This window comes from Acetoanaerobium pronyense (assembly GCF_017874355.1).
In the GTDB taxonomy this organism is placed as follows: Bacteria; Bacillota; Clostridia; order Peptostreptococcales; family Filifactoraceae; genus Acetoanaerobium; species Acetoanaerobium pronyense.
On sequence record NZ_JAGGLI010000017.1, the window covers coordinates 1 to 26,142 of the forward strand.

General features: G+C 30.3%; 27 protein-coding genes. 18 read left to right on the forward strand and 9 right to left on the reverse strand.

Annotation, left to right across the window (positions count from 1 at the left end):
- Nucleotides 1–78: 78 nt before the first annotated feature.
- Both J2Z35_RS08175 and istA read right to left on the reverse strand, forming a co-directional pair.
- Nucleotides 79–369 (reverse strand): ATP-binding protein, encoded by a 291-nt coding sequence (locus J2Z35_RS08175; protein ID WP_209660910.1) that lies wholly within the window; start codon nucleotides 367–369, stop codon nucleotides 79–81.
- Nucleotides 366–1,949 (reverse strand): IS21 family transposase, encoded by a 1,584-nt coding sequence (gene istA / locus J2Z35_RS08180; protein ID WP_209660911.1) that lies wholly within the window; start codon nucleotides 1,947–1,949, stop codon nucleotides 366–368. Before istA ends, J2Z35_RS08175 begins: the two co-directional genes overlap by 4 nt.
- A gap of 146 nt (nucleotides 1,950–2,095) precedes the next feature.
- On the opposite strand from istA, the gene J2Z35_RS08185 reads away from it, so the two are divergent.
- Together J2Z35_RS08185 and J2Z35_RS08190 are read left to right on the forward strand one after the other, a co-directional pair.
- Nucleotides 2,096–2,710, forward strand: a complete 615-nt coding sequence (locus tag J2Z35_RS08185) for a hypothetical protein (RefSeq protein WP_209660912.1) — start codon at nucleotides 2,096–2,098, stop codon at nucleotides 2,708–2,710.
- 77 nt (nucleotides 2,711–2,787) lie between these two features.
- Nucleotides 2,788–3,711 (forward strand): AraC family transcriptional regulator, encoded by a 924-nt coding sequence (locus J2Z35_RS08190; protein WP_209660913.1) that lies wholly within the window; start codon nucleotides 2,788–2,790, stop codon nucleotides 3,709–3,711.
- A gap of 66 nt (nucleotides 3,712–3,777) precedes the next feature.
- Here J2Z35_RS08190 and J2Z35_RS08195 read toward each other — a convergent pair whose 3' ends face one another.
- Both J2Z35_RS08195 and J2Z35_RS08200 read right to left on the reverse strand, forming a co-directional pair.
- The gene (locus J2Z35_RS08195) at nucleotides 3,778–3,960 is read right to left on the reverse strand and encodes a DUF1858 domain-containing protein (protein WP_209660914.1); all 183 of its coding nucleotides are present in this window, start codon (nucleotides 3,958–3,960) and stop codon (nucleotides 3,778–3,780) included.
- Between the two features lie 56 nt (nucleotides 3,961–4,016).
- Entirely contained in the window at nucleotides 4,017–4,697 is a 681-nt protein-coding gene (locus J2Z35_RS08200; protein WP_209660915.1) for a nitrite/sulfite reductase domain-containing protein, read from the reverse strand.
- A 328-nt stretch (nucleotides 4,698–5,025) separates the two neighbouring features.
- Here J2Z35_RS08200 and J2Z35_RS08205 point away from each other — a divergent pair, with 328 nt between their 5' ends.
- Nucleotides 5,026–6,186 carry an amidohydrolase gene (locus J2Z35_RS08205; protein ID WP_209660916.1) on the forward strand — a complete coding sequence of 387 codons (1,161 nt, stop codon included), beginning with the start codon at nucleotides 5,026–5,028 and terminating at the stop codon, nucleotides 6,184–6,186.
- A gap of 84 nt (nucleotides 6,187–6,270) precedes the next feature.
- On the opposite strand, the gene J2Z35_RS08210 is transcribed toward J2Z35_RS08205, so the two are convergent.
- Nucleotides 6,271–7,611, reverse strand: coding sequence for a M20/M25/M40 family metallo-hydrolase (locus tag J2Z35_RS08210; RefSeq protein WP_209660917.1), 1,341 nt, complete (start codon nucleotides 7,609–7,611; stop codon nucleotides 6,271–6,273).
- A 181-nt stretch (nucleotides 7,612–7,792) separates the two neighbouring features.
- On the opposite strand from J2Z35_RS08210, the gene J2Z35_RS08215 reads away from it, so the two are divergent.
- The 6 genes from J2Z35_RS08215 to J2Z35_RS08240 all read left to right on the forward strand — a co-directional run bounded on the left by J2Z35_RS08215 (nucleotide 7,793) and on the right by J2Z35_RS08240 (nucleotide 13,398).
- Entirely contained in the window at nucleotides 7,793–8,461 is a 669-nt protein-coding gene (locus J2Z35_RS08215; protein ID WP_209660918.1) for a methyl-accepting chemotaxis protein, read from the forward strand.
- Nucleotides 8,462–8,491: 30 nt separating this feature from the next.
- On the forward strand, nucleotides 8,492–8,902 hold the full coding sequence (locus J2Z35_RS08220; protein WP_209660919.1) for a HutP family protein: 411 nt from the start codon (nucleotides 8,492–8,494) through the stop codon (nucleotides 8,900–8,902).
- Between the two features lie 325 nt (nucleotides 8,903–9,227).
- On the forward strand, nucleotides 9,228–10,241 hold the full coding sequence (locus J2Z35_RS08225; protein ID WP_245330810.1) for an ABC transporter substrate-binding protein: 1,014 nt from the start codon (nucleotides 9,228–9,230) through the stop codon (nucleotides 10,239–10,241).
- Between the two features lies 1 nt (nucleotide 10,242).
- Entirely contained in the window at nucleotides 10,243–11,154 is a 912-nt protein-coding gene (locus J2Z35_RS08230; protein ID WP_209660921.1) for an ABC transporter permease, read from the forward strand.
- The gene (locus tag J2Z35_RS08235) at nucleotides 11,117–11,902 is read left to right on the forward strand and encodes an ABC transporter ATP-binding protein (RefSeq protein ID WP_209660922.1); all 786 of its coding nucleotides are present in this window, start codon (nucleotides 11,117–11,119) and stop codon (nucleotides 11,900–11,902) included. Before J2Z35_RS08230 ends, J2Z35_RS08235 begins: the two co-directional genes overlap by 38 nt.
- Nucleotides 11,903–12,081: 179 nt before the next feature.
- Entirely contained in the window at nucleotides 12,082–13,398 is a 1,317-nt protein-coding gene (locus J2Z35_RS08240) for a pyridoxal phosphate-dependent aminotransferase (protein ID WP_209660923.1), read from the forward strand.
- Nucleotides 13,399–13,531: 133 nt separating this feature from the next.
- On the opposite strand, the gene J2Z35_RS08245 is transcribed toward J2Z35_RS08240, so the two are convergent.
- The 4 genes from J2Z35_RS08245 to J2Z35_RS08260 are packed head-to-tail and all read right to left on the reverse strand — an operon-like array spanning nucleotide 13,532 to nucleotide 17,160.
- Complete coding sequence (locus J2Z35_RS08245) at nucleotides 13,532–14,491, reverse strand: siderophore ABC transporter substrate-binding protein (RefSeq protein WP_209660924.1); 960 nt, start codon at nucleotides 14,489–14,491, stop codon at nucleotides 13,532–13,534.
- Nucleotides 14,492–14,513: 22 nt separating this feature from the next.
- Nucleotides 14,514–15,269 carry an iron ABC transporter ATP-binding protein gene (locus J2Z35_RS08250; RefSeq protein ID WP_209660925.1) on the reverse strand — a complete coding sequence of 252 codons (756 nt, stop codon included), beginning with the start codon at nucleotides 15,267–15,269 and terminating at the stop codon, nucleotides 14,514–14,516.
- Complete coding sequence (locus J2Z35_RS08255; protein ID WP_209660926.1) at nucleotides 15,266–16,216, reverse strand: iron chelate uptake ABC transporter family permease subunit; 951 nt, start codon at nucleotides 16,214–16,216, stop codon at nucleotides 15,266–15,268. The genes J2Z35_RS08250 and J2Z35_RS08255 overlap by 4 nt, the downstream gene beginning before the upstream one ends.
- Nucleotides 16,216–17,160, reverse strand: coding sequence for an ABC transporter permease (locus tag J2Z35_RS08260; RefSeq protein ID WP_209660927.1), 945 nt, complete (start codon nucleotides 17,158–17,160; stop codon nucleotides 16,216–16,218). The genes J2Z35_RS08255 and J2Z35_RS08260 overlap by 1 nt, the downstream gene beginning before the upstream one ends.
- Nucleotides 17,161–17,375: 215 nt before the next feature.
- Here J2Z35_RS08260 and J2Z35_RS08265 point away from each other — a divergent pair, with 215 nt between their 5' ends.
- The 9 genes from J2Z35_RS08265 to J2Z35_RS08305 all read left to right on the forward strand — a co-directional run bounded on the left by J2Z35_RS08265 (nucleotide 17,376) and on the right by J2Z35_RS08305 (nucleotide 26,087).
- Nucleotides 17,376–18,116, forward strand: a complete 741-nt coding sequence (locus J2Z35_RS08265; RefSeq protein ID WP_209660928.1) for a helix-turn-helix domain-containing protein — start codon at nucleotides 17,376–17,378, stop codon at nucleotides 18,114–18,116.
- A gap of 120 nt (nucleotides 18,117–18,236) precedes the next feature.
- Nucleotides 18,237–19,556, forward strand: coding sequence for a copper amine oxidase N-terminal domain-containing protein (locus tag J2Z35_RS08270; protein WP_209660929.1), 1,320 nt, complete (start codon nucleotides 18,237–18,239; stop codon nucleotides 19,554–19,556).
- Between the two features lie 116 nt (nucleotides 19,557–19,672).
- Nucleotides 19,673–20,584, forward strand: coding sequence for an arginase (gene rocF, locus J2Z35_RS08275; protein WP_209660930.1), 912 nt, complete (start codon nucleotides 19,673–19,675; stop codon nucleotides 20,582–20,584).
- Between the two features lie 16 nt (nucleotides 20,585–20,600).
- A complete protein-coding gene (locus J2Z35_RS08280; protein ID WP_209660931.1) occupies nucleotides 20,601–21,080 on the forward strand; it encodes a SixA phosphatase family protein in 480 nt (159 codons plus the stop codon).
- A gap of 79 nt (nucleotides 21,081–21,159) precedes the next feature.
- On the forward strand, nucleotides 21,160–21,630 hold the full coding sequence (locus J2Z35_RS08285; protein ID WP_330623414.1) for a methylated-DNA--[protein]-cysteine S-methyltransferase: 471 nt from the start codon (nucleotides 21,160–21,162) through the stop codon (nucleotides 21,628–21,630).
- A 107-nt stretch (nucleotides 21,631–21,737) separates the two neighbouring features.
- Nucleotides 21,738–22,094 (forward strand): hypothetical protein, encoded by a 357-nt coding sequence (locus J2Z35_RS08290; protein WP_209660933.1) that lies wholly within the window; start codon nucleotides 21,738–21,740, stop codon nucleotides 22,092–22,094.
- A 63-nt stretch (nucleotides 22,095–22,157) separates the two neighbouring features.
- Complete coding sequence (locus tag J2Z35_RS08295; RefSeq protein WP_209660934.1) at nucleotides 22,158–24,323, forward strand: ATP-dependent helicase; 2,166 nt, start codon at nucleotides 22,158–22,160, stop codon at nucleotides 24,321–24,323.
- 43 nt (nucleotides 24,324–24,366) lie between these two features.
- On the forward strand, nucleotides 24,367–25,083 hold the full coding sequence (locus J2Z35_RS08300; protein WP_209660935.1) for an HAD family hydrolase: 717 nt from the start codon (nucleotides 24,367–24,369) through the stop codon (nucleotides 25,081–25,083).
- 23 nt (nucleotides 25,084–25,106) lie between these two features.
- Nucleotides 25,107–26,087 (forward strand): MBL fold metallo-hydrolase, encoded by a 981-nt coding sequence (locus J2Z35_RS08305; RefSeq protein ID WP_209660936.1) that lies wholly within the window; start codon nucleotides 25,107–25,109, stop codon nucleotides 26,085–26,087.
- Nucleotides 26,088–26,142: the final 55 nt, after the last annotated feature.

Sequence of the window (26,142 nt, forward strand, 5' to 3'; positions counted from 1 at the left end):
ATTTGAGTAGAAAACTAAAATTAAGAACTTTTATTGTGGAATTTTCTAATTTCTGAATTAAGAGCCTAAATTATTTTTTTATGAATAATTCGGGTTAACTTTGTTTCTTGCATCTTCTGGTAAATCCTCTAGTATTAGATCTTCTATATATCTTTTATATGGAAACTTAGCTAATCTAATTCTACTTTTTCTTCCATTTTCTTTTCTTAGCTCATATTCTCTTTCGAGAATTTCACACAGAAAAGAATCATATGATTTATTCTCAAGGTTTGCTTCATTAATTTCTTCAGCTAGATTTCTAATTGTGTATGGCAGCTTAAGCTCTTTTGCTAGAATTTTTATTCTTTCATTTATTTCATTATTTATCATATTATTGAGGTCTCCTTATGAAAAGGAACTGCTGAGTTGTTTAACATTGTTGCATATTGATTTAATAGTGACTTTGAATGTTTCTCAATCTCTGTTATTCCTTCCTTATTATTTTCTAAAACTGTATCCGTTGATCTATTACATAACATCTTAATTTTTTCTGTATCTACTCCTAGCGGAGCTATTCTTTCTAATTTATTTATTATTTTTTCTATTTTATCTAAGCCATTTTCTGAAATTATTTCAATTAACTCTATGAAATCTTTAGGATTTTCTGTATAATATTTATTAAATATTGCTTGAAGTCTGGGATTCATTTGCTGCATGGCTGTGCTTGAGTGAATCGCTCCAGGCTTCTTTTTTAATGTCTTTAAATAATGTTCAATCTTAATGTTCCAGGTATGCCTACCATAACTTCTTAAGTGCTTAGTTATCATATTGTTATTATTATATATGAGTATATTCTCAGGATATATTTTAGCAGTTACAAATTTCCCTACTAATGCATCTGGTACGGAGTATTTATTTTCATCTATGGTAACAACTGAATATTTATTTACCCTTATTTCCATAGTTCTTGCAATATCATAACTAGGCATCAGTGCATTTAGGTATTGAAATTCTTCTTCTAATATGTCCGAAGGACTTTTATTATCATGGTATTTAGATGGCTTAGAATTTAACTTTTCTAGCATATCCTCTAAATATTTATTGGCCTCATCTATATTTTCAAATGTATCTTTTTTACTAAAAGCTTTTCTTCTAACATATTCCACAGATTTTTCAACATGGCCCTTTTCGTTGCCCCTTCTTGCATTGCAAAACCTGTATTTAAAACCATAGTAGATAGACAGCTTTAAAAGATCTTCTGTTGGCATTTTTTCAGTTTTACTTACAAATCTAGCTACAGCTACCTTCATATTGTCATAAACTAGTGTTTTATGAACACCTCCTACCTTATTGAAAAATTTAACATGAGAATCTAAAAAACTTTGCATCTTTTGATTATTGTATAGATGAGCAAATCTAAAGTTGCCTTTAGCCGTTGTAAAAACTGCCATTTGAAAAGCCTTAGTTTTTCCATCTATTATTAAATTAACATGTCCCCAATCAAACTCTGCGACATCTCCTAATTTATATTCCTGCCTAACATATGCTTCTTTTGCTTTATCTAATTTTGCCTTAATGTAGTTGCTTACAGTGCAGTAGCTAATATCATATCCGCCTTCGGCTAAACATTCATATATATCTATATTCTTTTTTTGTTGCTTACTTCTGCCTGTAGCTCTTTTCACCTCATTCTCTTTAAGATGAAACTCAATTTTTTCTATTATTTCATCAGTTAATTTAATCTTGGATCTACTACTTGAATTATACTTTGCAATAGAGACGATATCTTCTGTTAGTAGCATTTTATCTGAACTAGATTCTAACAAAGCACTCTTTTTTTCTTCATATTGACCAATATATTTTCTGATAGTTTTTCTATCAAATCCAGTCTCTCTGTGGATGCAATGCTGAGATTTCCCTTCTATGAAACTCTTTATTATTATTTTTTGTTTATCCATTAAATTAAGCATCCCCTTAACCTCCCTATGAATTATCATAGGGAAATTATATATTTCCTCTGGGGGAATTTTCAATTATATTTTGGGGTATTTTTAGATTATCATAAACAACTTTTTCTCACAGTTTAAATTTTATTAAAAAAAGCAATATTTTAGTGTTGATTTTACTTATAACTTTTATAACTGGTCTTGCAAGTGAAGGTCTTGATAGATTATGGATAGCCCATTTTATTGAGAACTTTTCTTTTCCTGATTTTATTAATATTTCTTTAGTAATGTGGATTGGAATTATAAATAGTATTGGACTATTTATTAGTATTTTAATATCTCAAATAATAATTGTAAGATTAAATGATAAAGATGAAAATAGAAGTACGAAATTATTATTTTTTATCAGCCTAATTCAAGCTTTATCGATTTGTATATTTGCTTTAGCTGGAAATTTTAGTATAGCTCTTATTTCTTATTTATCGATATATATGTTAAGGACAATTAATGAACCACTAAATAGTGCTTTAGTATCCAAAATCACAGATTCAAATATAATGTCTACAGTTATCTCAACCCAAGGTCAGATTAACTCTGTAGGACAAATCATTGGTGGTCCAATAATTGGAATTATTGCTACAAGATTTTCTATATCATATGGTATTTTAACAACTAGTATTATAATTTTACCTACTGTTTTTTTGTATTTTATAATTTCTAAAAAATACTTTAGCAAAAATTTCATCAATCTCATTTTCGAATATTCATCCAAAGATGTTACTTAGTTGTTTTAATATATGATACTAAGATTACTTTATGTTAAACCAAAGGTGTATATTTTAGATTTGGAAAGGATTTATTAATGGAAAAAACTCATACTTATTTGATTCAAAGAACATTAGATTATATAGATGATAATATTGAAGAAAAAATAGAGGCTGAAGAACTGGCAAAGTTATCAGGTTTTTCGTTGTATTATTATTATAAAATCTTCAACAAATACATGGGAACCTCTGTAATGGATTATGTAACAAAACGCAAATTACAATATGCTCTTTATGACCTTGCTAAAGGAGATAAAATATTGGATATAGCTTTGAGATATGGTTTTGAAACTCATGCTGGTTTTACCAAGGCATTTAAAAAAATTTTTGGTTATCCTCCAAATTTTTATAGGATTCATGCACCAATAGACTATCCTAAAAAGATTATTCTAGAAAATATATTGAAAAATAAGACTGGAGGAATGATTATTCAACCTAAAATATTAGAGAGAGAAAAATTTAAAATTATTGGATATGAATTTAAAACAACACTAAAAGACAAAGCACATTCAAGAGATATACCAGCTTTTTGGGATAAATGCAATATTGAAGGAAAAGAGAAAAGACTATACAAAACTCAAAATCCAATTAAACATGGTGAATATGGTATTTGTGTGAAAAATAGTATTGAAGAAGATGAATTTTCTTATATACTTGGTATAGAAGTGAATAATTTCAATAAAATGCTTGAAGATATGTCAAAAATAGAAGTACCTTCTGCAAAGTATGCTGTTTTTACTACACCACGTGTTAATGAAATCCATTTTACAAAGTCCATAAAAGGAACTTGGAAGTATATACTTGAAGAGTGGTTTCCAAATTCTAGTTATGAAGTAGATGATGGTAATTTTGACTTTGAATTTTATGATGAGAGATCTCATCCTTGGGAAAATGACAAACTATCTATGGACATATATATACCAATACTTCTGAAAAAAGAAGAAAAATTGGATTCTTATTAACAAATGTTATTGTTATTATATAAAAAGGGTTGAGATTTTTTATCTCAACCCTTTTTATATAATATATTATCCATTTAATTCTTCTAACAATTTTTCTAAATCAAGTCCGTGAATTTGTGCAGCTTGTTCTAATGACTCACTTTGAGCTGATGGGCAACCAAGGCATCCCATTCCATTTCCCATAAGAATTTGTACTGCTTTAGGGTTTTCCTTAATTATGTCTGTTATTATCATATCTTTTGTTATCATTTTTAATTCCTCCAATATTATAGTTTTATTAAGTAATTAGCATAAATTTTATATTTTTATATATGAAGTTTATTTTCATATATATTAAAAACATCTTTTTTAAATTTATCAAGACCTATTCTATCTATTGTGTTCCCAAGTTTTTCGCCCATTGGAGCAACTTCGCAGTAATAATCATACACAGCTTCTACCATAGCAAAAGCCTGCTCTTCAGAGAGGTTTTCAGCAATTTTATCTGATAACCTTGGATGATACCCAGCACTTCCGCCAGCTACCACAATGAAGCCTTCTTCATTTGCTAACACGCCTATATCTTTTGCATGTACGCTAGTGCAACCATTAAGACAGCCAATTACACCGATTTTAGTCCTATTGGGTGCCTCAACTCCATAAAATCTTTTTTCTAATTTTAGTCCAAGAGCGAGTGAATTTTGGCGACTTCTTTTGCAAATTTCACCAGGGCAAATTTCCACATTTTTCACGGAGTAATGAGATTTCACAGCAGGGTCTAAACCTAAATCTTCATATGCCATTGCAACCTCATCTTCCTTGAGGCCGATTAGCATTATTCTTTGACCTGATGTTAATTTTATTGAGCATTTATATTTTCTAGCTACTTCAGCGAATTTTTCTAGATTAGCTGCACTTACAAAACCTCCAGGAATACGGGGGGTTATACTATAAAGTCTTTTACCATTTCTTATCTTTTGCAAATTCCCATATGCTGCTTGTGGCATCATATATCCTCCTTTTAAAAGCATTGATAACGTTATGATTTAATTATATAAAAAGTCGATTTAAATATTTTTTTGATGCCCTAACTCTTATGCTCTAATAATACCCTATTGAGTTACTAGGGTATGTAACAAATGTTACAAACTACAAAAAAACTACAAAATAAATTTTAAAGATACATCTGTATTATACATTTTTTTCACTATAAAACAAATTCGAGGAAATTATATATTTATATATAAAATTTTTAAAATAAATAAAACAAATTATTTGAAATTTATGAAAATATGATATATTTATATTAATTAAAATATATAAGGGGGAAAATTAGTGATACTAATTAAAAATGCGAAAATCTATACTATGAGTGAAAGAGTGATTGAAAAAGGGGACATTTTAATAGAAAATGGGAAAATAAAAGAGATAGGAACAAATCTTGATTATCAAGCGAAGGTAATAGATGCTACTGGAAAGTTAGTATTTCCAGGTTTTATTGATGCCCATTGTCATATAGGTATGTGGGAAGAGGGTATTGGATTTGAAGGAGCAGATGGAAATGAAATGACTGATCCTATAACTCCTCATCTAAGAGCAATAGATGGTATTAATCCAATGGATGAAGCTTTTGAAAATGCGTTAAAAGGAGGGGTAACTTCAGCTGCAACTGGTCCAGGAAGTGCTAATGTAATAGGGGGAACTTTTGCAGTGATTAAGCTTTATGGTAAAAGAGTTGATGAGATGATAATGATTGAAAATCATTCTATGAAATGTGCATTTGGTGAAAATCCCAAAAGAGTGTATGCTGAAAAAAATACAATGCCTACAACACGCATGGGAACAGCTGCAAAGCTTAGAGAGACTCTAGCGAAAGCATTTGAATATAAAGCAAAAAAAGAGGCTGCTAAAGAAGATGAAACAAAAATGCCTGCATACGATATAAAGCTTGAAGCTATGCTTCCCGTTGTAAATAAAGAAATTCCTCTTAAAGCTCATGCTCATAGAGCGGATGATATTTTTACAGCAATTAGAATTGCAAAGGAGTTTGGTGTGAAGCTTACTTTAGAGCACTGTACTGAGGGTCATTTAATTGCTAAAGAACTTTCTAAAGAAGGATATTCTGCTATAATAGGTCCTACTTTTGGAAACAAACCAAAATTTGAACTAAAAAACAAAAGCTTTGAAACCCCTAAAGTACTTGTAGAAGCTGGAGTTAAAATAGCTATAATGACTGATAGTCCAGTAATTCCCCTGGAAAATCTTCCTATGTGTAGTGCACTTGCATACAAATCAGGACTTGATGAAATGGAAGCATTAAAAGCTATTTCTATAAGTGCTGCAGAAATTTTAGGAATAGAAGATAGAGTAGGAAGTATAGAAGTAGGAAAAGATGCAGATTTAGTTATTTGGGACAATCACCCTTTTGATTTACAGTCAAATGTAGAATACACTATAGTAAATGGAGAAATAGCCTATAAAAGAAAAAATATGTAATAGTAAATATAAATTTTCATGGTTTTAAATGATTGTCTAAATAGGAAAGGTTCATTGCTTTAAAGCAATGAACCTTTTTTAAAACTAATATACCATATGGATTCCTTTTGTATCGGATATCCAATATAAGGTTCCATTAAAGCCATTAGAGATATATCTTATAGGTACTAGAACATGATTATCGTGAATAGTAAAGTGGTTTTCTAAATCTCCACGAGACATTGAAATTGTTAAATCCCTAAATTCTAATCTTAATTCATTAGAGTCCTCTGATAGATTAGCCTCAAACCCTAGTTCATCTGTAAAAAGAGATAAAGGTACTAGTGTTCTATTATTCATAATAATAGGAGCTTTTTCCATAGTTTTTGCTTCACCATTTAAAGTAAACATAGGATTTCCCAGTCTTAACTCCAATTTGTCAATTTCCATTTGATTTAAGTTTAAAACTAAGTTAATTAAAAGGTTTGAAAAAGTGCTTAATCTTTCTTCTACTCTTCCAGGGAATTCTGCTTCTAAAAACTCAAGGGTATCATTGTCAGTATGCCATATCTCTCCGTGTTTTACTGTCTGAGTATAACCATCCAAATCTCCAAGTTCCCAGTTTGTAGCTTCTAGATAAGCAATTGGGATTCCTTTCTCTTGAAACGGAGCATGGTCACTCCAATCGCCTGTAGTACCAATAGGATATTCTTCATTTTCCCCAGGATTTGTTATTACATTTAGGTTTAATCTTCTTGCAATAGTTAATGCTTGATCTCTTACAAAGCCTTGCTGACTTTCACTTCCATATACATACATATTGTCTCCAGCAAGAAGTGAATCAAGATTTATCATAGCAACGGTGTTTGAAATTTCAGTTGCACTCATTTGAGAAACATAATGTTTAGAGCCTTGAAGACCTCTATTGCTAGCTCCCGTATCAGGGTCTTTATAGCTTTCCTCTGCACCAAATGCTACGAATTTTATTGTATAAGGTGTTTCAATGTTTTGGATTGCTTCTGCTGTTTCAAGCATTACAGCAACTCCAGAAGCATTATCATCAGCTCCAAGTCCTACTCCCACTTTAGAGTCATAATGTGCTCCAATTATTACCTGCATTTCAGATATCCCTTTTTTTGTTGCTACTACATTATAGGAAGTTGCAGAGTCTACAGTATTATCTTCTATTTTTCTTTCGATTTCAAATTCTTGTAATGTAGAACTGTAACCTAATCCATCAAATACAGATTTAATATAGTCTCTTGAATTATATTCCCCTTCGGTTCCTTGGACTCTTTTTCCAATAGTCTCAGCAAGATATTTAACATGGCTATAAGCTTTAACACCGGCGTTAGAGTCTTTTGAAAGATTAGCTGCAAATGAGCCTGTAACAGATGAAGCTACTAAAAGAAAGCTTAGAACAATTGACGAGACATTTTTTTTCATACAATCACTCCCCATAAGTAATTTTTATGTGAAAGAACATATAATTAGCTTCTCTCACACTTTTAACAATTATATCACAATTTTCAAAAAAATGATTTTTATAAACAAAATCTCAATAACTGGACTAAGTTATGAATTTTATATATACTTTTATGTAAATAAACTAATTTTGGAGGAAATCATGAATATAGTAATTGTTGGGGCTGGAAATGGCGGATTAAAATTAATTGAACTTTTTTGCATTATGAAAGAAGTAGATATTATAGCAGTAATAGATAAAAATATGGATTCTCCTGGAATCCAAAAAGCAAAAGAACTTGGCATTGAAACCTTTGATGATATAAGTGAAATACCAAAAAATGTACATATAGTTGTAGAGGCAACAGGAAGTGAAAAAGTTCTTGAAATTATAAAAGATAATGTAAACCCATCTGTAAAAATAGTTGAATCTGATATTGCAGAGATGCTAATGCTTACAGTTGACCATCAAAGAGCAACGTCAAAAAAGTTAAGAGAAGACTTAAGCGAAATAAATCATTCATTAACAACTGCACTTGATACTTCAAGAGGGTTTGTAAAAAAGACAGATGAAATGATAAGAGAGGTAAATAAAATAACTCAGCAGATAAAAATACTCGGACTAAATGCAAATATAGAGGCAGCTAGAGCAGGAGAGCATGGAAAAGGTTTTTCAGTAGTAGCGACAGAGGTACAAAAAATGTCTGATACTACGAACCATTTTGCAAGTGAGATATCAGAGCTACTTTTATCATTAAGTGCTGAAAATGAAAATATTGCAAAAGAAATAAAAAACTTAGATAATATTGCTGTTTCTCAAAAATGTAATTAAGTTTTTAGAAAAATCAAAGGAGAGTTATCTATGACAAATGAAAGTATAGAGGTAGCCAAAGCATCTGCTAGGATGGCTATGTCAACAAGAGAAGAAGAGGAAGGTTTAAAAAAGGAATTTGCAGGTAAAGGCTACAAAACCATAGCTGTAGATGTAGGTGGAAAATTTCCGGACATCTGTGTAAAAATTCTGGAAAGAGCCTTAGTTGCGTCAAAAAAAAATGGGATAATTGATGATATTCATGTCCATGATGGGGCACTTGTGGGTGCTACTAGAGAAGCTCTATCTCAAATATCTGTAAAGACCAATGGATTAAGTGCAGGAGGAAAAATTGGGATTGCAAGAAAAGGTGAGCATATTTCAGTTACTATATTTATGAGTATAGGTATTTTACACCTAAATGATATAGTAATTGGCCTTGGGCATAGATCATTACCTTAATTTTTTGATTTTTTTAAAATAAATGATTGACAATCATATATGACTTTTATATAATTCTCGATAAGCATATTTTTTATTTCATATTTTTAAAAAACAGTAGCTTTACCAGTAGAATTTCGCTTATGTAAGTGAAATAAATGTAGCGGCCCAGCTTGGGTCAAAGTAGATTATTTATCTTAAGTATAAAAAAACGTAGAATTGGAGTATTGTAAAATATTATCTTATGTTAACGATTATTATCGTTCGTAGGCTTATTGTGTATGCAAACTCCAATTTAGGAGTTTTTTTTATGCCATAAAAATTGAAGAATCGGAGGATGGTAGAAATGAAATTGAAAAAAATAGTGCTAAGTGGGGTAATTACATTTTTTTCTATTGTTGTTTTAACAGGTTGTGCATCATTTAATTTAGATGCAAGCACTCTTAGTGAGCAAGATTCAGCAATGGATAAGGAAATTTTTATTGGGATTTCCCAGATTGCAGAGCATCCAGCTCTTGATAATGCAAGAGAGGGATTCAAAGAAGCTATACTTGAATTAGCAGAGGGTGAAAGAATTGTTTTTATTGAAAAAAATGCTCAGGGTGATATATCAAACGCCCAAATGATTGCAGAAAGCTTCATAAAAGATAAAGTTGATATGATATATGCAATAGCAACTCCAAGTGCTCAATCTGCATACAATGCTACAAAGGATATACCAATTATAATATCTGCGGTGACAGATCCTGTGGCAGCAGGACTTGTAAAAAATATAAATACACCGGGTACAAATGTTTCAGGAACTAGTGATTTAGCTCCAATAAAAAAGCAATTAGAACTTTTATTAGAATTGGAAATAAAGCCCCAAACTATAGGGTTTATATATAATACAAGCGAAAAAAATTCTGAGGTACAGCTAGATATTTTAAAAGAGGAAGCAAAACATTTTGGGATAGAGATTGAAGCTCTAGGTGTGACATCAATAACGGAAATAGAACAAGGATTAGATGTTCTTTTAAATAAAGTAGATGCTCTTTATACTCCAGCTGACAATTTAATTGCATCTTCAATAAGATTTTTAACATCAAAAGCATTAGAAAAATCAATTCCTGTATTGGGTGCTGAAGTAGCACATGTAGAAGGTGGAGCTCTTTTTACCTTAGGTGTTGATTATTTAGAGCTGGGAAGACAAAGCGGAGAAATGGCATATAGAGTACTTACAGGAGAAAATATTTCAGAAATGGCCATAGAGACATCTAAAAATCCATCAATTTCAATTAATTTGGATACTGCAAGAATCTTAGGGATTTCTATAGATGAATCTATCTTACAAAAAAGCGATTTGATTGGAGATAAATAATATGACTGATCTTATTTTGTCGACATTAGCCCAAGGCCTTATATTTTCCATTGCTGGTCTTGGAATATATATATCTTTTAGAATTTTGGATTTTCCAGATCTTTCAGTTGACAGTACTTTTACAACAGGAGCGTCAATATCGGCAATCTCTATAATAAATGGAGTGAATCCTTTCATATCACTAGTCCTCTCATTATTTGGAGGATTGATAGCAGGTAGCATAACTGGGATACTCCATGTGAAGTTTAAGATTACAAATATATTGTCAGGAATAATAGTAATGATAGGACTTTATTCTGTAAATCTTAGAATAATGGGTAAAAGCAATCTTCATCTATTTGATACAATCCATATTTTTTCAGAAAAAAATCATATTTATAAGCTAGTATTTTTGATTATCTTTACTTTATTTTTAAAAGTAATCATAGATTTCTTTTTTAAAACAGAGATAGGATATGTCTTAAAAGCAATAGGGCAAAATCAAAAATTTATTACTGGTATGGGTTTTGATGTTGATAGATATAAAATTTTAGGACTTGCTCTTGCAAATGGCTTAGTAGCATTATCAGGAAGTTTATACACACAATATCAGGGTTTTTCAGATATATCCATGGGAATTGGTCTCATAGTAAGTGCTTTGGCATCTATAGTGATTGGGGAGATGGCATTTAAAAATTTAAAACGCTTTGGTGTTCAAAATTCATCAATTGTAATACTAGGTTCTATTTTTTATAGAGGTATTTTGTCTTTAGCACTTCAAATTGGAGTGGAGCCTTCAGATTTGAAACTTGTAACAGCCCTTCTAATGGTTTTAATACTTTCCAAAGGAATATTTAATTCATCTAAAGAAAAAATCATAAAGAGGAGGCTAAACAGTGATTTTATTAAAAGATATATACAAAACTTTCAATAAAAATACACATTTTCAAAAAAAGCTTTATGAAGGTTTGAATTTAAAGATAAATAAAGGAGAATTTATAACAGTTATAGGAAGCAATGGAGCAGGAAAGAGCACCCTTCTTAAAGTTCTTTCAAATGATTTAGATATAGATAGCGGGAAGATATTGTTTGGTGAAAAGGAGACAACCAATCAGAAGTCATTTGAAACTGCTAAAAATATCTCCTATATAATGCAAGACCCCAGTGCTAATACTTTGGGAGCAATGACTGTATACGAAAATCTGTCAATGTCTGAACTGAAAGGAAAAAAGACTGTATTAAAAAAATGCCTCATTGATAAAAATAAAGATAAATATAAAATGTTATTATCTAAATTTAATCTAGGGCTTGAAAATAAACTTGATATTGATGTGAGTTTACTTTCAGGCGGGCAAAGACAAGCATTAGCAATTGTAATGGCAACTTTAAAGCTACCACAAATACTACTTTTAGACGAACACACAGCGGCTCTTGATCCAATAACTTCAAAAGAAGTGATGAAAATTACAGATAATATTATAAAAGAGAATAATCTAACGTGCCTTATGATTACACATAAAATACAAGACGCTATAGACTATGGAAATAGATTGATAATGATTCATGACGGAAAAGTGCTCTTTGACATCTCTGGAGAAAAAAAAGAAAAACTAAAGCTTCAAGATATAATAGAAAAATTTCAAATAATGAAAACGGATATTGTAGGAAGTGAAATTTTTTAAAATATATTTGAAAATTTCCATAAAAATCCAGAATATTTTTAAATTAAGAAATATTTTATATATAAACCAATAAAAGAAGTGAAAACTGGTTGATTTAATGTTAAAATAGTGGTGATATTATGTTGTACACATGTACATAAATTGTTACTACTATAATCTTTAGAAAAGGGGATATTATAATGAGTAAACCAGTTTTATCAGCTCACTTCGAATCAAGAGTTCCATCGGATGTTAGGCTTGCTCAAATGAAATACGAAGAGCGTGAGGTGAAACCTCAAGAGGTTATCAACGTTGGTATTGGAAATGTTTCTCTTCCAACTCATCCAGCAATGCAAAAAAGAATGTTTAACTTAGGTGCTCCTGAAAGTCCTTTTTCAGAAGGAATAGTTAGATATTCTACTACAGCTGGATTACCTGAATGTCAGGATGCATTTAAAAATATTCTTAAATGCGAAGGTTTTGACACAAGTAAATTATTTGTTCAAGTTACTGATGGTGGTTCATCTGCTATGGAGCTTCTTCTTATGGGAATTTGTGGTCCTGCGGGTTCTGATGAAAGACCACTTCTTGTAATTGACCCAGCTTATACAAACTACATTTCTTTTGCTGAAAGAATAGGCCGCAAGATTGTTACAGTACAACGTACTTTAAATGATGATGGGAAATTTAGCTTACCTGAAATGAGTACTATTGAAGAGACTATTAAAAAGCATAACCCTGGTGGACTTCTTGTTATTCCATATGACAATCCTACTGGACAGTACTTTGACTTTGATACTCTTAAAGACCTTGCAAATCTTTCAGTAAAATACAATATGTGGATGGCTAGTGATGAAGCATATCGTGAGCTTTTTTATGAAGATGGAAAAGAACTGGTTAGTATATGGGGCATTACTGATGAGCATGTACCAGGTATAGAAGGAAGAAGAATAAGCATAGAGACTGCATCAAAGGTATGGAATGCTTGCGGTTTAAGAATCGGGGCCTTAATTACTGATAATGCAGAGTTCAACAACCGTTCTGTAGCTGAGTACACTGCTAATCTATGTGCAAATGTAATAGGTCAGTATATATTTGGAGCCTTAGCTCATGAGTCTAAAGAAGATATTGAAAACTGGGCAAAAGAGATAAAAGGATATTATAAAGAGCAAATACTAAAGGTATACAATGGACTTAAGGAGCAAGAGCCTGGACTTATAGTTTCAAGCCCTGATGCTTCAATTTATTCAGTAATTGATGTAAGAAATGTTGTAAAACCTGGATTTGATGCAATAGACTTTGTTTTATACTGTGCTGGAAAAGGCGCTATTGACGTAGATGGAGCATCTACAACTCTTCTTGTTGCTCCTATGAAAGGATTCTACAATGTAGACAAAGGGGAATTCAACCCTGGAAGTACTCAATTTAGAATTTCATTTGTAGAAACTCCAGAAAAAATGGCAAAAGTTCCAGAGCTTTTTGTTAAACTTCTAAGAGAGTTTGAAGAACAAAGATAAGAATCTTATTATAAAAATATTATATCAATTAAAATAAAGTTTCAAATCATAAAAAGGCAGTAATTATCTTAAAAAGATAATTACTGCCTTTTGTGTAATTTATATATAAGCTTTTATTAATGAGCCTTTTGTATTATTTTAATGAGGACGATATTTCATCTATCATTATATTTGTAGACTGAATCCCGCCTGATGATACATACCATACATGAGAGTTAAGATAGTGTATATTGTCACTTTGATAAGCTCTTGTCATTTTTACTATATCATTATCTAGTACATTTTCAGCAGCTTGGCTTCCACCTGCAACAGCTGCTCTATCGATAACAAATATCTTGTCTGGATTTACCTCTAAGATATATTCAAAGGATACGCTTTGCCCGTGATTTGCAACTTCTATATTATCATCAGCAGCTGGGAATCCAAATTCATTATGTATTACATTGAACCTAGAGTTATTTCCATATGCGCTTAATGCTCCGTCATTTGCCATAATTATCAGTGCATTTTCACCAGAATCACTAACTCTTGTTTTCAAATCATCCATTTTATTTTTAATAGAATTCAATTCATTTTCGACCATTTCTTCTTTATCAAATATTTGCCCTAAAATGTTTAGATTTTCAGAAAATGACCCAATATAATCTTGAGTATCTATTACAAGGTAAACAGTTGGAGCAATTTTTGAAAGTTCTTCATATACCTCTCTTTGTCTTCCAGATATTACAATAAGATCAGGGGATAGTTCATATATTTTTTCGAAATTTGGTTCGAAAAGAGTTCCCACATCTTCATATTTATTGTCAGAGAATTTATTTAGATACGATGGTATATTTGACTTAGGAAGTCCTAATATTTCTACTCCCATTTGGTCTAAAGAATCAAGAGATGCATAGTCAAAAACAATTACTCTTTCAGGGTTTTTATCTACTACAGCTTCTCCTAGTTCATGAGATATAGTTACAGTTTCTATTTGAGCCTCAGTTGCTGGTTCTGGGGCTACATTTTCTGATGTACCTGATGAGCATCCTACTATTGATATAAATGAAAATACAATTATAAGAGATAAAATTGCAAACTTTTTATTAAACATTTATTTTTCCTCCTTTTTAATTTTAAAAATAGACACATATTTTTTGTTTGTCTATATTTTTAATTTTAAAACTCATTCCATATATATTTCCTAAAACTTGTTCGTCGATGATTGTATCTGTACAACCTTCCTTTGCGAGCCTCCCTTCATTCATTGCAATTATATAATCAGAGTAACATGATGCAAAATTAATATCATGAATTACTATGATAACGGTTTTATTTAGATTTTCCACAAGCCATCTCAATATTTTCATAATCTCAACAGCATGCTTCATATCTAAGTTGTTTAGTGGTTCATCTAGTAATATATATTCTGTATTTTGTGCTATAACCATAGCTATATACGCTCTTTGTCTTTGTCCGCCACTTAACTGATCTATATACTTATTTTCTATATCTTCAAGTTTCATATATGCTATGGCCTTATCAATTTGAATCTCATCTTCAGTAGTAAGGTTGCCCTGAGAGTACGGGAATCTTCCAAAACTTACAAGCTCTCTTATTGTAAGCCGTATATCTATATGATTTGATTGTCTTAATATAGAGATTTTTTTAGAAAGTTCTGAAGAGTTCCATAAATCAAGATCCTTTCCATCTATTAAAACCTGTCCTGAATCTTTTTTTAAAAGCCTACTTATCATAGATAGCAAAGTGCTTTTCCCAGCCCCATTAGGTCCAATAAATGTAGTTATTTTACCTTTTGGAATCTCAAGGGAGACATTATCAACAACCCTTTTATTTCCATATGTTTTAGTTAAATTCCTAACCTCAATCATAATTTTTTCTCCTTTAGTAAAAGCCAAATAAAATAAATTCCACCAATAAGATTTATAATTACGCTTATAGGGGTGCTGTAATTAAACAGTCGTTCAACTATGAGTTGACCTCCTATGAGTGAAATACCACTAATTATCATCGAAGCAATAATTAAATATTTGTGCTCATAAGTATCTATAATCTCTCTTGAAAGATTTACAACAAGGAGACCAAGAAAGGTTATAGGTCCAATAAGAGCAGTAGATACTGAAATCATGACTATAGTTACAAAAAGCATCTTCTTTACCATGGAGTTATAATCTATTCCTAGATTGATAGCATGCTCTTTCCCTAAGGACATTACATCCATCTTATAAATATGGGGGATTGAATAAAGCGCTGAACCTAAAAATATAGCTGATGAAAAGCCAAGAAGATTTGTATTTATATTATTAAAGCTTGCAAACATATTGTTTTGAACTATGCTAAATTCATTTGGATCGATCAACATTTGCATGAAGGAAGACATACTCTGAAAAAGAGTACTAAAAACCATTCCTACAAGTAATAAAAAATATATATTTCTTCCTTCTTTTTTAAAGAGAAATTTATAAATTATAATAGAAAACATCATCATTATTAAAATTGATATGATAAAATTTGTTCTCGCATCTATTATATCTAGTGTCCTTGAACCTAATATGAAAACTATTGTTGTTTGAACCAACAGATAAAGTGAATCAAGTCCCAAGACGCTAGGTGTTAATATCCTGTTATTTGTTATGGTCTGAAAAACTACGGTAGAAAAAGCAATAGAAAAAGCAGTAACTATTATTGCAATAGTTTTAGGGATTCTTCTAGATAAAGCGTAATTCCAGTTTGCTTCATTGAGCCCTATAGTTAAATATAATGAAGTAAGAAAAACAAAAACAATTAATAAAACAAAGAGTTTATTTTTATTTGACATTATTTGTCACCCCTTAGAAGTAGATATAGGAACAGTGCACTGCCGATGACTCCTACGGTTAGTCCTATTGAAATTTCATAAGGGTAAATAATTATTCGTCCCAGAATATCACAAAACACTAAAAATGCAGCTCCTAGAAGTCCTGTAGGAAGTAAGTTTTTTCTTAAGTTGTCCCCAAAATATAATGTAATAATATTTGGAATTATAAGACCTAGAAAAGGCATTCTTCCAACGGTTATTACCACAATAGCTGTAGACATTGAAACTATGCTTATTCCAATATTTACAATAAGATTATAATCAAGACCTAAATTTGAAGAAAAATCTTCTCCAAGTCCAGCAACAGTAAATTTACTGGAATATATGTAAGCTAGAGCGATTAACGGGATACTAAGATATAAAAGCTCATATCTCCCCTTTAACACCATAGAAAAATCTCCTTGAAGCCAAGATGATATATTTTGAACCAAATCAAATCTATAAGCGAAAAAGGTTGTTATAGAATCAATGATATTTCCAAGCATTATTCCAACTAAAGGTATGAATATTTTGTTTTTTATTTTTATATTTTTCATTATTTTAAGGAATATCATAGTTCCAGATAATGCAAAAGCAAATGATATAATCATCTTTAAAATACTAGAGGATGCAGGGAAAAAAATCAAAGAAAAAAGTATTCCAAGTCGTGCGCTATCTACTGTAGCTGCTGTAGTTGGAGATACAAATCTATTTCGTGTAAGCTGTTGCATTATAAGTCCGCCTATACTCATACTAAAACCTGCGGCAAGTATACTAACCAGTCTTGGAATCCTGCTTACCAAAATAATTTTAATTTTTTCATCATCAAGAGCTAAAATATCTGTAATTCTGATTTCTTTTACACCAATAAATATAGAGAGAATAGATAAAAAAATAAGTAAAATGATTAAATACCTTTTTTTCATAAGTATTAGTTCCTTTCAGTGAATTACTCAGATAATCTCATTTGACTCAATATCCTAAAGGGATTATAATAATTGGAAAGAATCGGACTTGATTATCGTTATCACTTGAACAATATTAACAGATAAAAAAGGCTATTACTTAAATATATTTTGTTTTTTATAAAAATATTTATACTTTTTTAGGAGCTGAGCAATAAATGGGACAGAATTGTTGTATGTCTGGAAAAAAAAAGATAATAAGAACTATGAATAAATTTTACTACTGCACTTATTTACCAATAAAAGCATTTGGAAAAAATGGAAATCTTATACATACAGAAGGGTACTCAAAAGAACATGAAAATATTTTAAAGCTCAATGATATTCTCATAAAATTCCAAAAAAAATATGAAAATGAAAGAAAAGAGTTTATAGAGATAGAGGTTGATAGCATCAAGTTTACTGCGGCCTCTATTTGTCCCAAAAGCATTGATAAAGGTGTATTTGTTATTGGCCCTTATGTGGATATAGGAAATAAAATATCTGGAATCGTACAAAAGCCTTCTGATTGTATGATTCATATAATCGCTCTTTTGAGAAATATTGGAGAAAGCAGTGGAATTTTAGAAAATAACATCCATGAAATGCATGGTATTTATGTAAAGAGAGCTCTTTTTTTCATTAAAAACCACTTTCATGAAAATTTAACTATAGATTACATATCAAAACAACTAGGGATTAGTAAATGTTATTTTTGCTCAATTTTTAAAAAAGAAACTGGAAAAACTTTTACTCAGATACTAAATGAAACTATTTTAGATATTGCAATATCAATTGGATACAATAACCAAAATTACTATACCATGATATTCAAAAAAATAAATAAGATGACACCGAACCTCTATAGGAAAAATCACTCTAAAATAAAACTTTCAAATAATATGGAAAAAGACAAAATCCTAATAAATTATATTTGATACATAGACATGCCTCAGGGTATATAAATTACAAAGCATCTTTAAAAAATAGTCCATCATTACTTTATTATGGATATTAAAAAATGCTTTAAAATTTCATACCATAAAGGGGGAAGGTCAATGAAAAAGTCAATTTTAAGTTTATTGAAAAGCAGTTTGATATTTATAGTAGTATTCTTAGCAGGAACTATAGCAGCAAATGCATCGAGTATTTCGAGAAATGAAATTGTGTTTGATAATATAAACTACGAAAGGTCGTCATCTATAAGAGTTTTTATTGATGCAAGACAGATTTACTTTGACTCCAATCCTCAAATTATAAATGGAAGAGTACTGGTTCCTATGAATTCTATTTTTAGTGAATTTGGACTTTCTGTAAGTTGGGACAACGATACCAAAACTGCTATTGGAGAAAATAGAGAATATCAAATCCAATTTACAATAGGGGAATCTATTGCGATTATAAATGGACAGGAGCAATCTTTAGATGTGCCTGCTAGAATCATAAATGGAAGGACGATGATACCTTTAAGATTTTTATCAGAAAATATGGGATATAATGTGGTATGGATTCAGGAATCTAATATCATTCTTTTGAGTAGGTCTGATATAGTTGAATGGAGATATGAAGGCTATGAAAGAATTGCCCCATATAAAGAATATGAAGTCAAATATATTAATGGAACAAAAACAAGTGAGACAAGATATACTGGTACTAACTATGATGTAAAGTTTTACAATCTTTATAGTGCAGATGGAAGAATAGTCCCAAATGTGCCTGAATTTGATGTTTCTAGATATGGTACTGGCTGGTATTTTGAGTCACCATATGCCAATAAAACATATTGGATAGAGATGGGTAGCCTAGGATTTGCACAAGGAAAAAATCAGTTTTATGATTTTCAATCAATAAACCCAATAAGCGAAAACACTATTAGAGAGTCTGCAGATGTGGGAAACTATATCAAAGTGAAAATTGAAAGTCATTACTTTGATTTAAATGCATGGAGAGTAATAAATAATTTTTCAGATTCTATAGTAATGCAAGCACAAACACAAGAATTCTTAGATGGCAAAGTAATTCCAAGTAGAGATACTATGTTTAAGGTTACTGTAAATGACAGATTTGTTTCTATTATTGCCTTTAATGAATTGACAGGACCGATTTTATCCCCTAGGAATAATTCTATCTATACAGTTTTTGAAAGAAATCCTAGAACCGTATTTAGCTGGGATGAAAATACTTGGAATAGACTCAAGGGAAAAACTCCATGGACAGGTATGAGTAAAGATATGCTTCTTGTTCAAAAACTTAGGAGACCTGAAAAATCATCTTCTATTCAGGGAAGATTTTCACTTTTAGATCTTTGGGTTTATGAAGAAGAATATGTTGATTCTGTATTTTATTTTGAAGATTCTATATTAATTTCAATTTGGTAATTAATTTTTTAACTTTATTGTTTTGTGGACAAATACCATAAAAAGAAGTAAAATTATAGAGGTTATAATTGTAGACAAAACTTTGAAATTTCAAAATTATATCAGGGAGGAATACTATGAAACCATCTATAAATGAAAGACTTTCCATTATTGGAGTTGCAATAGATTTAGGAGCTGGGACTCCGGGAGTAAGTCTAGGTCCGGCTGCTATAAGATATGCGGGTGTTACTGACAGGTTAGAGAGTATTGGATATGAGGTTAAAGACGAAGGTGATATAGTTGCTATTAAGCCAGAAAATCCAAAGACGGAAGGAACAAATCTTAAAAATTTAGACGAAGTAGTAAGAGTGAACACCGAGCTATGCGATAAGGTTTCTAAAACAATGGAGGAAGGAAGATTTCCTTTGGTACTTGGAGGAGACCATAGTATAGCTATTGGAACTATTTCTGGAGTACTAAGACACAAAAAAAATCTAGGTGTTATATGGTTTGATGCCCATGGAGATATAAACACAGATGAAACCTCCCCATCTGGCAATATTCATGGAATGCCAGTTGCAGTAAGCCTAGGTTTAGGACATGAAAAGCTAACTTCGATTGGTGGAATTGAAAATAAACTTGATGCAAAAAATATAGTATTTATAGGTTCTAGAGATTTAGATGCAGGAGAAAGAAAAGTACTAAAAGAATTCGGAATTACTGTATTTACTATGCATGAGATAGATAGACTTGGAATGCCAGAGGTTATAGATAGAGCTATTAAAATTGCTTCAGAAGGAACAGATGGAATACATGTAAGTTTTGATTTGGATGGCATGGATCCTATATATGCACCAGGCACTGGTACTAGAGTGCCAGGAGGATTAACATATAGAGAGAGTCACCTTGCTCTTGAGATGATAGCGCTAACAGAAAAAGTAGTAAGTGCTGAATTTGTTGAAGTAAATCCAATAATTGATAATATGAATCAAACTGCAAAAAGTGCAGTTGCTCTTATAGGTTCGCTTATGGGAGAATGGCTTATTTAATAAAGAGGTAATAAGAATGAAAATTATACTTTTTCGTCATGGAATTGCTCAAGAAAGAGGATTAAAAGAAAATGATGACTTAAGAGAGTTAACCTCAAAAGGGAGCGACAAGGTTGAAATTGCTGGAAAAGGTTTAAAAAAACTTATAAAAGAAGATAAGAACATTTCTATATTGACAAGTCCTTTATTAAGGGCAGTTCAAACAGCTGAAATCCTTCAAAACTCAATTGAAAAAGCTAATATTTCTGTAGTTGAATCAATTTCAAAAAATGATTTTCTAAGCTTTGAAAATCATGCTCTTTCTCAGTCAAATGATGTGGCATTAATAGTGGTAGGGCATTCTCCTTATCTTAATGAATGGTGTTTAAATATGACTGGAGTCAATTTAGAACTCAAAAAAGGCGGAGCTGTTTGCATAGAAATCGCGGAAAAAGATAAATTACAAGGTAAAATATTATGGTTTATTCAACCTAAGACATGGAGTCTTATTAAATGATAGCTTAAGTTAAAAAAGCCATTTGATTGCCATATATGAATCAAATGGCTTTATATATTTCAAAGTCATGGAGGAAGAAATGTCAATTTACTGTGGATACTATGATTCGCCAATAGGAATTATAGAAATAAAAACAACCGATGAAAAATTAATATATCTAAATTTTGTGGCTGAAATGAAAGAAGCTGTAGGAAACGTAGAGGTTTTAGAAAAAACTATCAAAGAGTTAGATGAATATTTCAAAGGGAAAAGAAAAGATTTTGATATCCCCTATGAGCTCAATGGAACAGAATTTCAAAAAAAATCATGGGATGCTTTAACAAAAATACCTTATGCTCAGACATGGTCCTATGAGAAGCAGGCTATATATATAGGAAATATAAAGGCAACTAGAGCAGTAGGAAATGCAAATAGCAAGAATCCAATTGGAATCATTGTTCCATGCCATAGAGTCATTGGAAAGAATAACAAACTTACAGGATATGCCGGGGGGCTCGATAAAAAAGAATGGCTTTTAAATCATGAAAAAAGAATTTCACAAATAAAATAGATATTAGAGTATAATTATATTTAAATAAAAAATAGGTATAGGATTTTTTGTTTAATTCAGCATATGATAGAGTGCAAATCAAAAGTAGATGGGAGAAGGATTTTTAAGTGCAAGAGGTAATAAGGCATATAGAGAGTTATAATTTTAAGGTTGATAAAATAAAAAACAATGATAAGATATTGTATTATTGTAAAAATGATATATCAGATAAAAATTTCATTTTAAATTTAGTAGAAGATGATTTTTCCCTAGATTCACAAATGATTTTAGATTTAGAAAATATTAATGATAAAAATATAGAAATAGTAAACTTAATTAAAGTAAATGATAATATAGATGATGTAATGAATTTTATAGAAAAAGAAGATAATAAAGAACGTATATTTTTGATTTACGATGAAAATGACGAATTAGAATTTTTCTTAAAGGATTTATGGAATATAATCATAAGTCTGAAGAATTAATACAAAAGAGCAATGAAGAATAAAACCTTCATTGCTCCTTTGTATTATATAGGAGATAACATAATGAATGAGCTTTTTTTGAAAAATTTAGAAACAAATAATGCAGTGAACTTAAATGAAAGTCAAGTGCAAGGTGTGACCCATAAAGATGGCCCATTACTACTTCTTGCAACCCCAGGTTCAGGAAAAACTACAGTTTTAAATATGAGGATTGCGTATCTAATACTTGAGCATAATATAAATCCAAAAAATATATTAAACCTCACATTTAGTAAAATGGCTGCCAAAGATATGGAGAATAGATTCGAAATGTTTTTTGGAGATATAATTGAAGAAAAAATTCACTTTTCTACGATTCACAGCTTTTCTTATAATATAGTAAGAACTTTTTATCAAAGTGAAGGATTAAGATACGAGATTTTAGAAAATAGATTAGAGAATAAATCCAAAATATTAAAAGAAATATTTTCCATATATAACAAATCAATAATTACAGAGGATAAGTTAGAAGAACTTACAAATAATATTTCTTTAATAAAAAATAGTATGTTAAGCGAAGGACAGATAGCTTCGAAAGACTATGGAATTACAAATTTTCATCAAATATATAAATACTATGAAAATTATAAAGAAAATGGAGTCCCAGGTATCAGGCTACTAGATTTTGATGATATGCTTGTTGAGGCATACAATATTTTAAATAACGACAAACTCTTATTAAAAAAATATAGAGAGAAATACAAATATATATCAATTGATGAAAGTCAGGATACTTCCTTAATTCAGCATAAAATAATTGAACTTATTTCTATGCCATTAGGAAATATATTTATGGTTGGAGATGATGATCAGAGCATATTTGGGTTTAGAGCAGCAGATCCAAAATATCTTTTAGATTTCAAAAAAACTTATAAAGACGGAAAAATATTAAAAATACAAGAAAACTTTAGATCAAGTCAAGAAATCGTAAATACGGCAAATGAATTTATTAAAAATAACTTTAATAGATATAATAAAAATATGTTTACGAGAAACGGAAAATATAAAAATATACCAGTAAATGGATTTGAAAATGAAAAAAATCAAGTGAAATTTATAATAGAGAACATAAAAAAAGAAAATGAATCACATACTATTGCTATACTTTATAGAAATAACAATTCAGCTATAGATATAGTAAATATACTAGATAAAGAAAGTATTTCTTTTTATATAAAAGACACTAATAATAAGTTTTTTAACCACTGGGTGGTTGATGATGTATTGAACTTTTTTAGACTTTCCTTTAATGATACAAAAATAGATATTTTCGAAAGAATATATACAAAATGTAGCTCCTATGTATCAAAAAACCATATTGAATCCATTAAATTTATGGATAAAAAAGTATCGGTATTTGAAAATCTTTCCAGTATATTTGAACCATCTGATTATAGGATAAAAACTCTTGATGATATAAAAAATAAATTCAAAAAACTAAATAATTTAAGTCCATCTCAAGGAATCAGATATATAAGAGAAGACTTAAAGTATGAAAAAAATCTTGAGCGTATATGTGATACATTAGGTTATAGTATGGATAGCGTTCAAAGTATATTAAATTCTTTGGAAATGATAGCAGATGAGTGCGATACGATAGTTGACTTTGCAAATAGGTTAAGCTATTTAAAAAAACTTATGAATGAATCACACAAAAATACAAAGAGTAATATTACTCTCTCTACAATTCATTCATCCAAGGGATTAGAGTTTGATAGTGTATATATAATAGATTTAAATGATAGTATAATCCCAAGCTATGAGGCTATTAACAGTAATAACAACGATCTTATAGAAGAAGAGAGACGGTTATTTTATGTTGGTATAACTAGAGCGAAAAAAAATCTTTATCTAAATTGGGTTAAAGAAAAAGGAAGTAAAGTATATAAAAAATCTTTATTTATAAATGAAATAGAAAAAATAACAAATCCCGATAAATATAAAGTCAATGATAGTAAGGATATTAAGCAAGCAAAATTTGGAGTATCTGAAAGGTTTTCAAATACTTTGATAAAAGAAGGATTCATACCAGAAATTGGAAAAGAAGTTGTTCATAGAGTATTTGGTGAAGGTTTAGTAATGGAACTAACAGATGAAATGATTACTATATCTTTTGAAAAATCGGGTATAAAAAAGCTATCGCGTCTTCTTTGTGATGCGAGAAATATGCTTTGGGATAAAACTAGTTGATTTCAACTTATTATAATCTAACCAACTGAAAGTGAGGAAATTTATGAATACAATTATCTTTGATTTAGACGGAACATTACTTCCAATGAACCAAGATCTTTTTTTGAAAAAATATTTTGATGGGTTATCTAAAAAAGGTAAGGCTCATGGAATTGAGGAGGAGGTTTTTATAAAATCTGTTTGGGCGGGTACTAAATCAATGCTTGAAAACGATGGAGAAAAAACTAATGAAGAAAGATTTTGGGAAACCTTCACATCAATACATGGAAAGGATGCAAAAACATGGGAGAAAATATTTGAAAACTATTATAAAAATGAGTTCAACGATGTCAAAGTTGTAACATCTCCAACCCCATATGCAAAAAAATCTGTAAATATGTTAAAGGAAAAGGGTTATGACCTTATTTTAGCAACCAACCCTCTTTTTCCTCAAATAGCAACGTTTAATAGAATGAGGTGGGCAGGAATCAATCCTGAGGATTTTAAGTTTGTTACCACATACGAGAACTCGAGATACAGTAAGCCCAATTTAAAATATTACAAAGAAATATTAGAAAAAGCTCAAAAAGAGCCTCAAGAATGTCTTATGATTGGAAATGATATTATTGAAGATATGTGCGTCAGTAAGATAGGAATAAAAACATTTTTGCTAAGGGACTGTATTATTGGAGAAGAGGACTATGAATTAAAGGATTATGAAGCTGGTGATTTCAAAGATTTATTAAAATTTATTGAAGAGTTGCCTGTTATAATAAAATAAAAGCATTTAAAGGGGAGAAAAAAGTGACTAAAGAGATATATAAAAATATATGGATGAGCGAAATTCCTCTTCATAGAACTCCATTAAAGACTATAAATAATTATGTTATAAAGGATGGAAAAAAAGCTCTTATAATCGACACCGGATTCAATCACTCTTTATCAAAAGACGCTTTTTTTAATAATCTATCTAACTTAGATATAGATATAGCTCAATCTGAGGTAATAATCACCCATTTACATTCGGATCATTCTGGACTAGCAGCAGAGTTATATCAATTAGGTGCAAAGCTATACTTTAGTGGTATTGATGGGAAAATAGCAAAAGAGATGGGGCAAGATAGCAGATGGAAAGAGCTTGAAGAAATGATGTTTCAATTTGGATTTCCAAAAGATGCAAACAGTTTTGATACGAATCCTGCAAAAGAATACAGTACAAAGAGTGACTTTGAGTACACTGTGTTAAAAGAGGGGGATAAAATAATCTTTGGGAATTTTGAACTGGAAGTTGTATCAGTTCCTGGACACACTCCTGATATGATAAATTTATATGACAGAAAACATAAATTGTATTTTTCGGCAGATCATGTGCTAGATGAAATCACACCAAATATAGGATATTGGGGAAAAAAATACACTGTAATATTAAATCAATATTTTAGTAGCCTTAAAAAAATATATGATTTTGATATAGAAGTTATGCTTCCATCTCATAGAGGGATAATCTCAAATCACAAAAAAAGAATAGATGAACTTTTAGAGCATCACGAAGAAAGACTTGAAGAAGTAATAAAAATACTTGAAGAAAAGAATAAAAAAATGACTGTCGTAGAAGTAGCTATGAATATGAACTGGAGAATTAGAGCAAAATCTTGGGATGAGTTTCCTCAACCACAAAAATGGTTTGCTTCTGGGGAAGCTATGAGTCATTTAGAGTATTTGGCGTACAAAAATAAGATAAATTATGAAATTGAAAATGATATTTTCTATTTTTCAAAAAAATAGAGATAATATAACTTGAATAAAAAAAATAATAAATTAAAACGAAGAAATTTAAAAT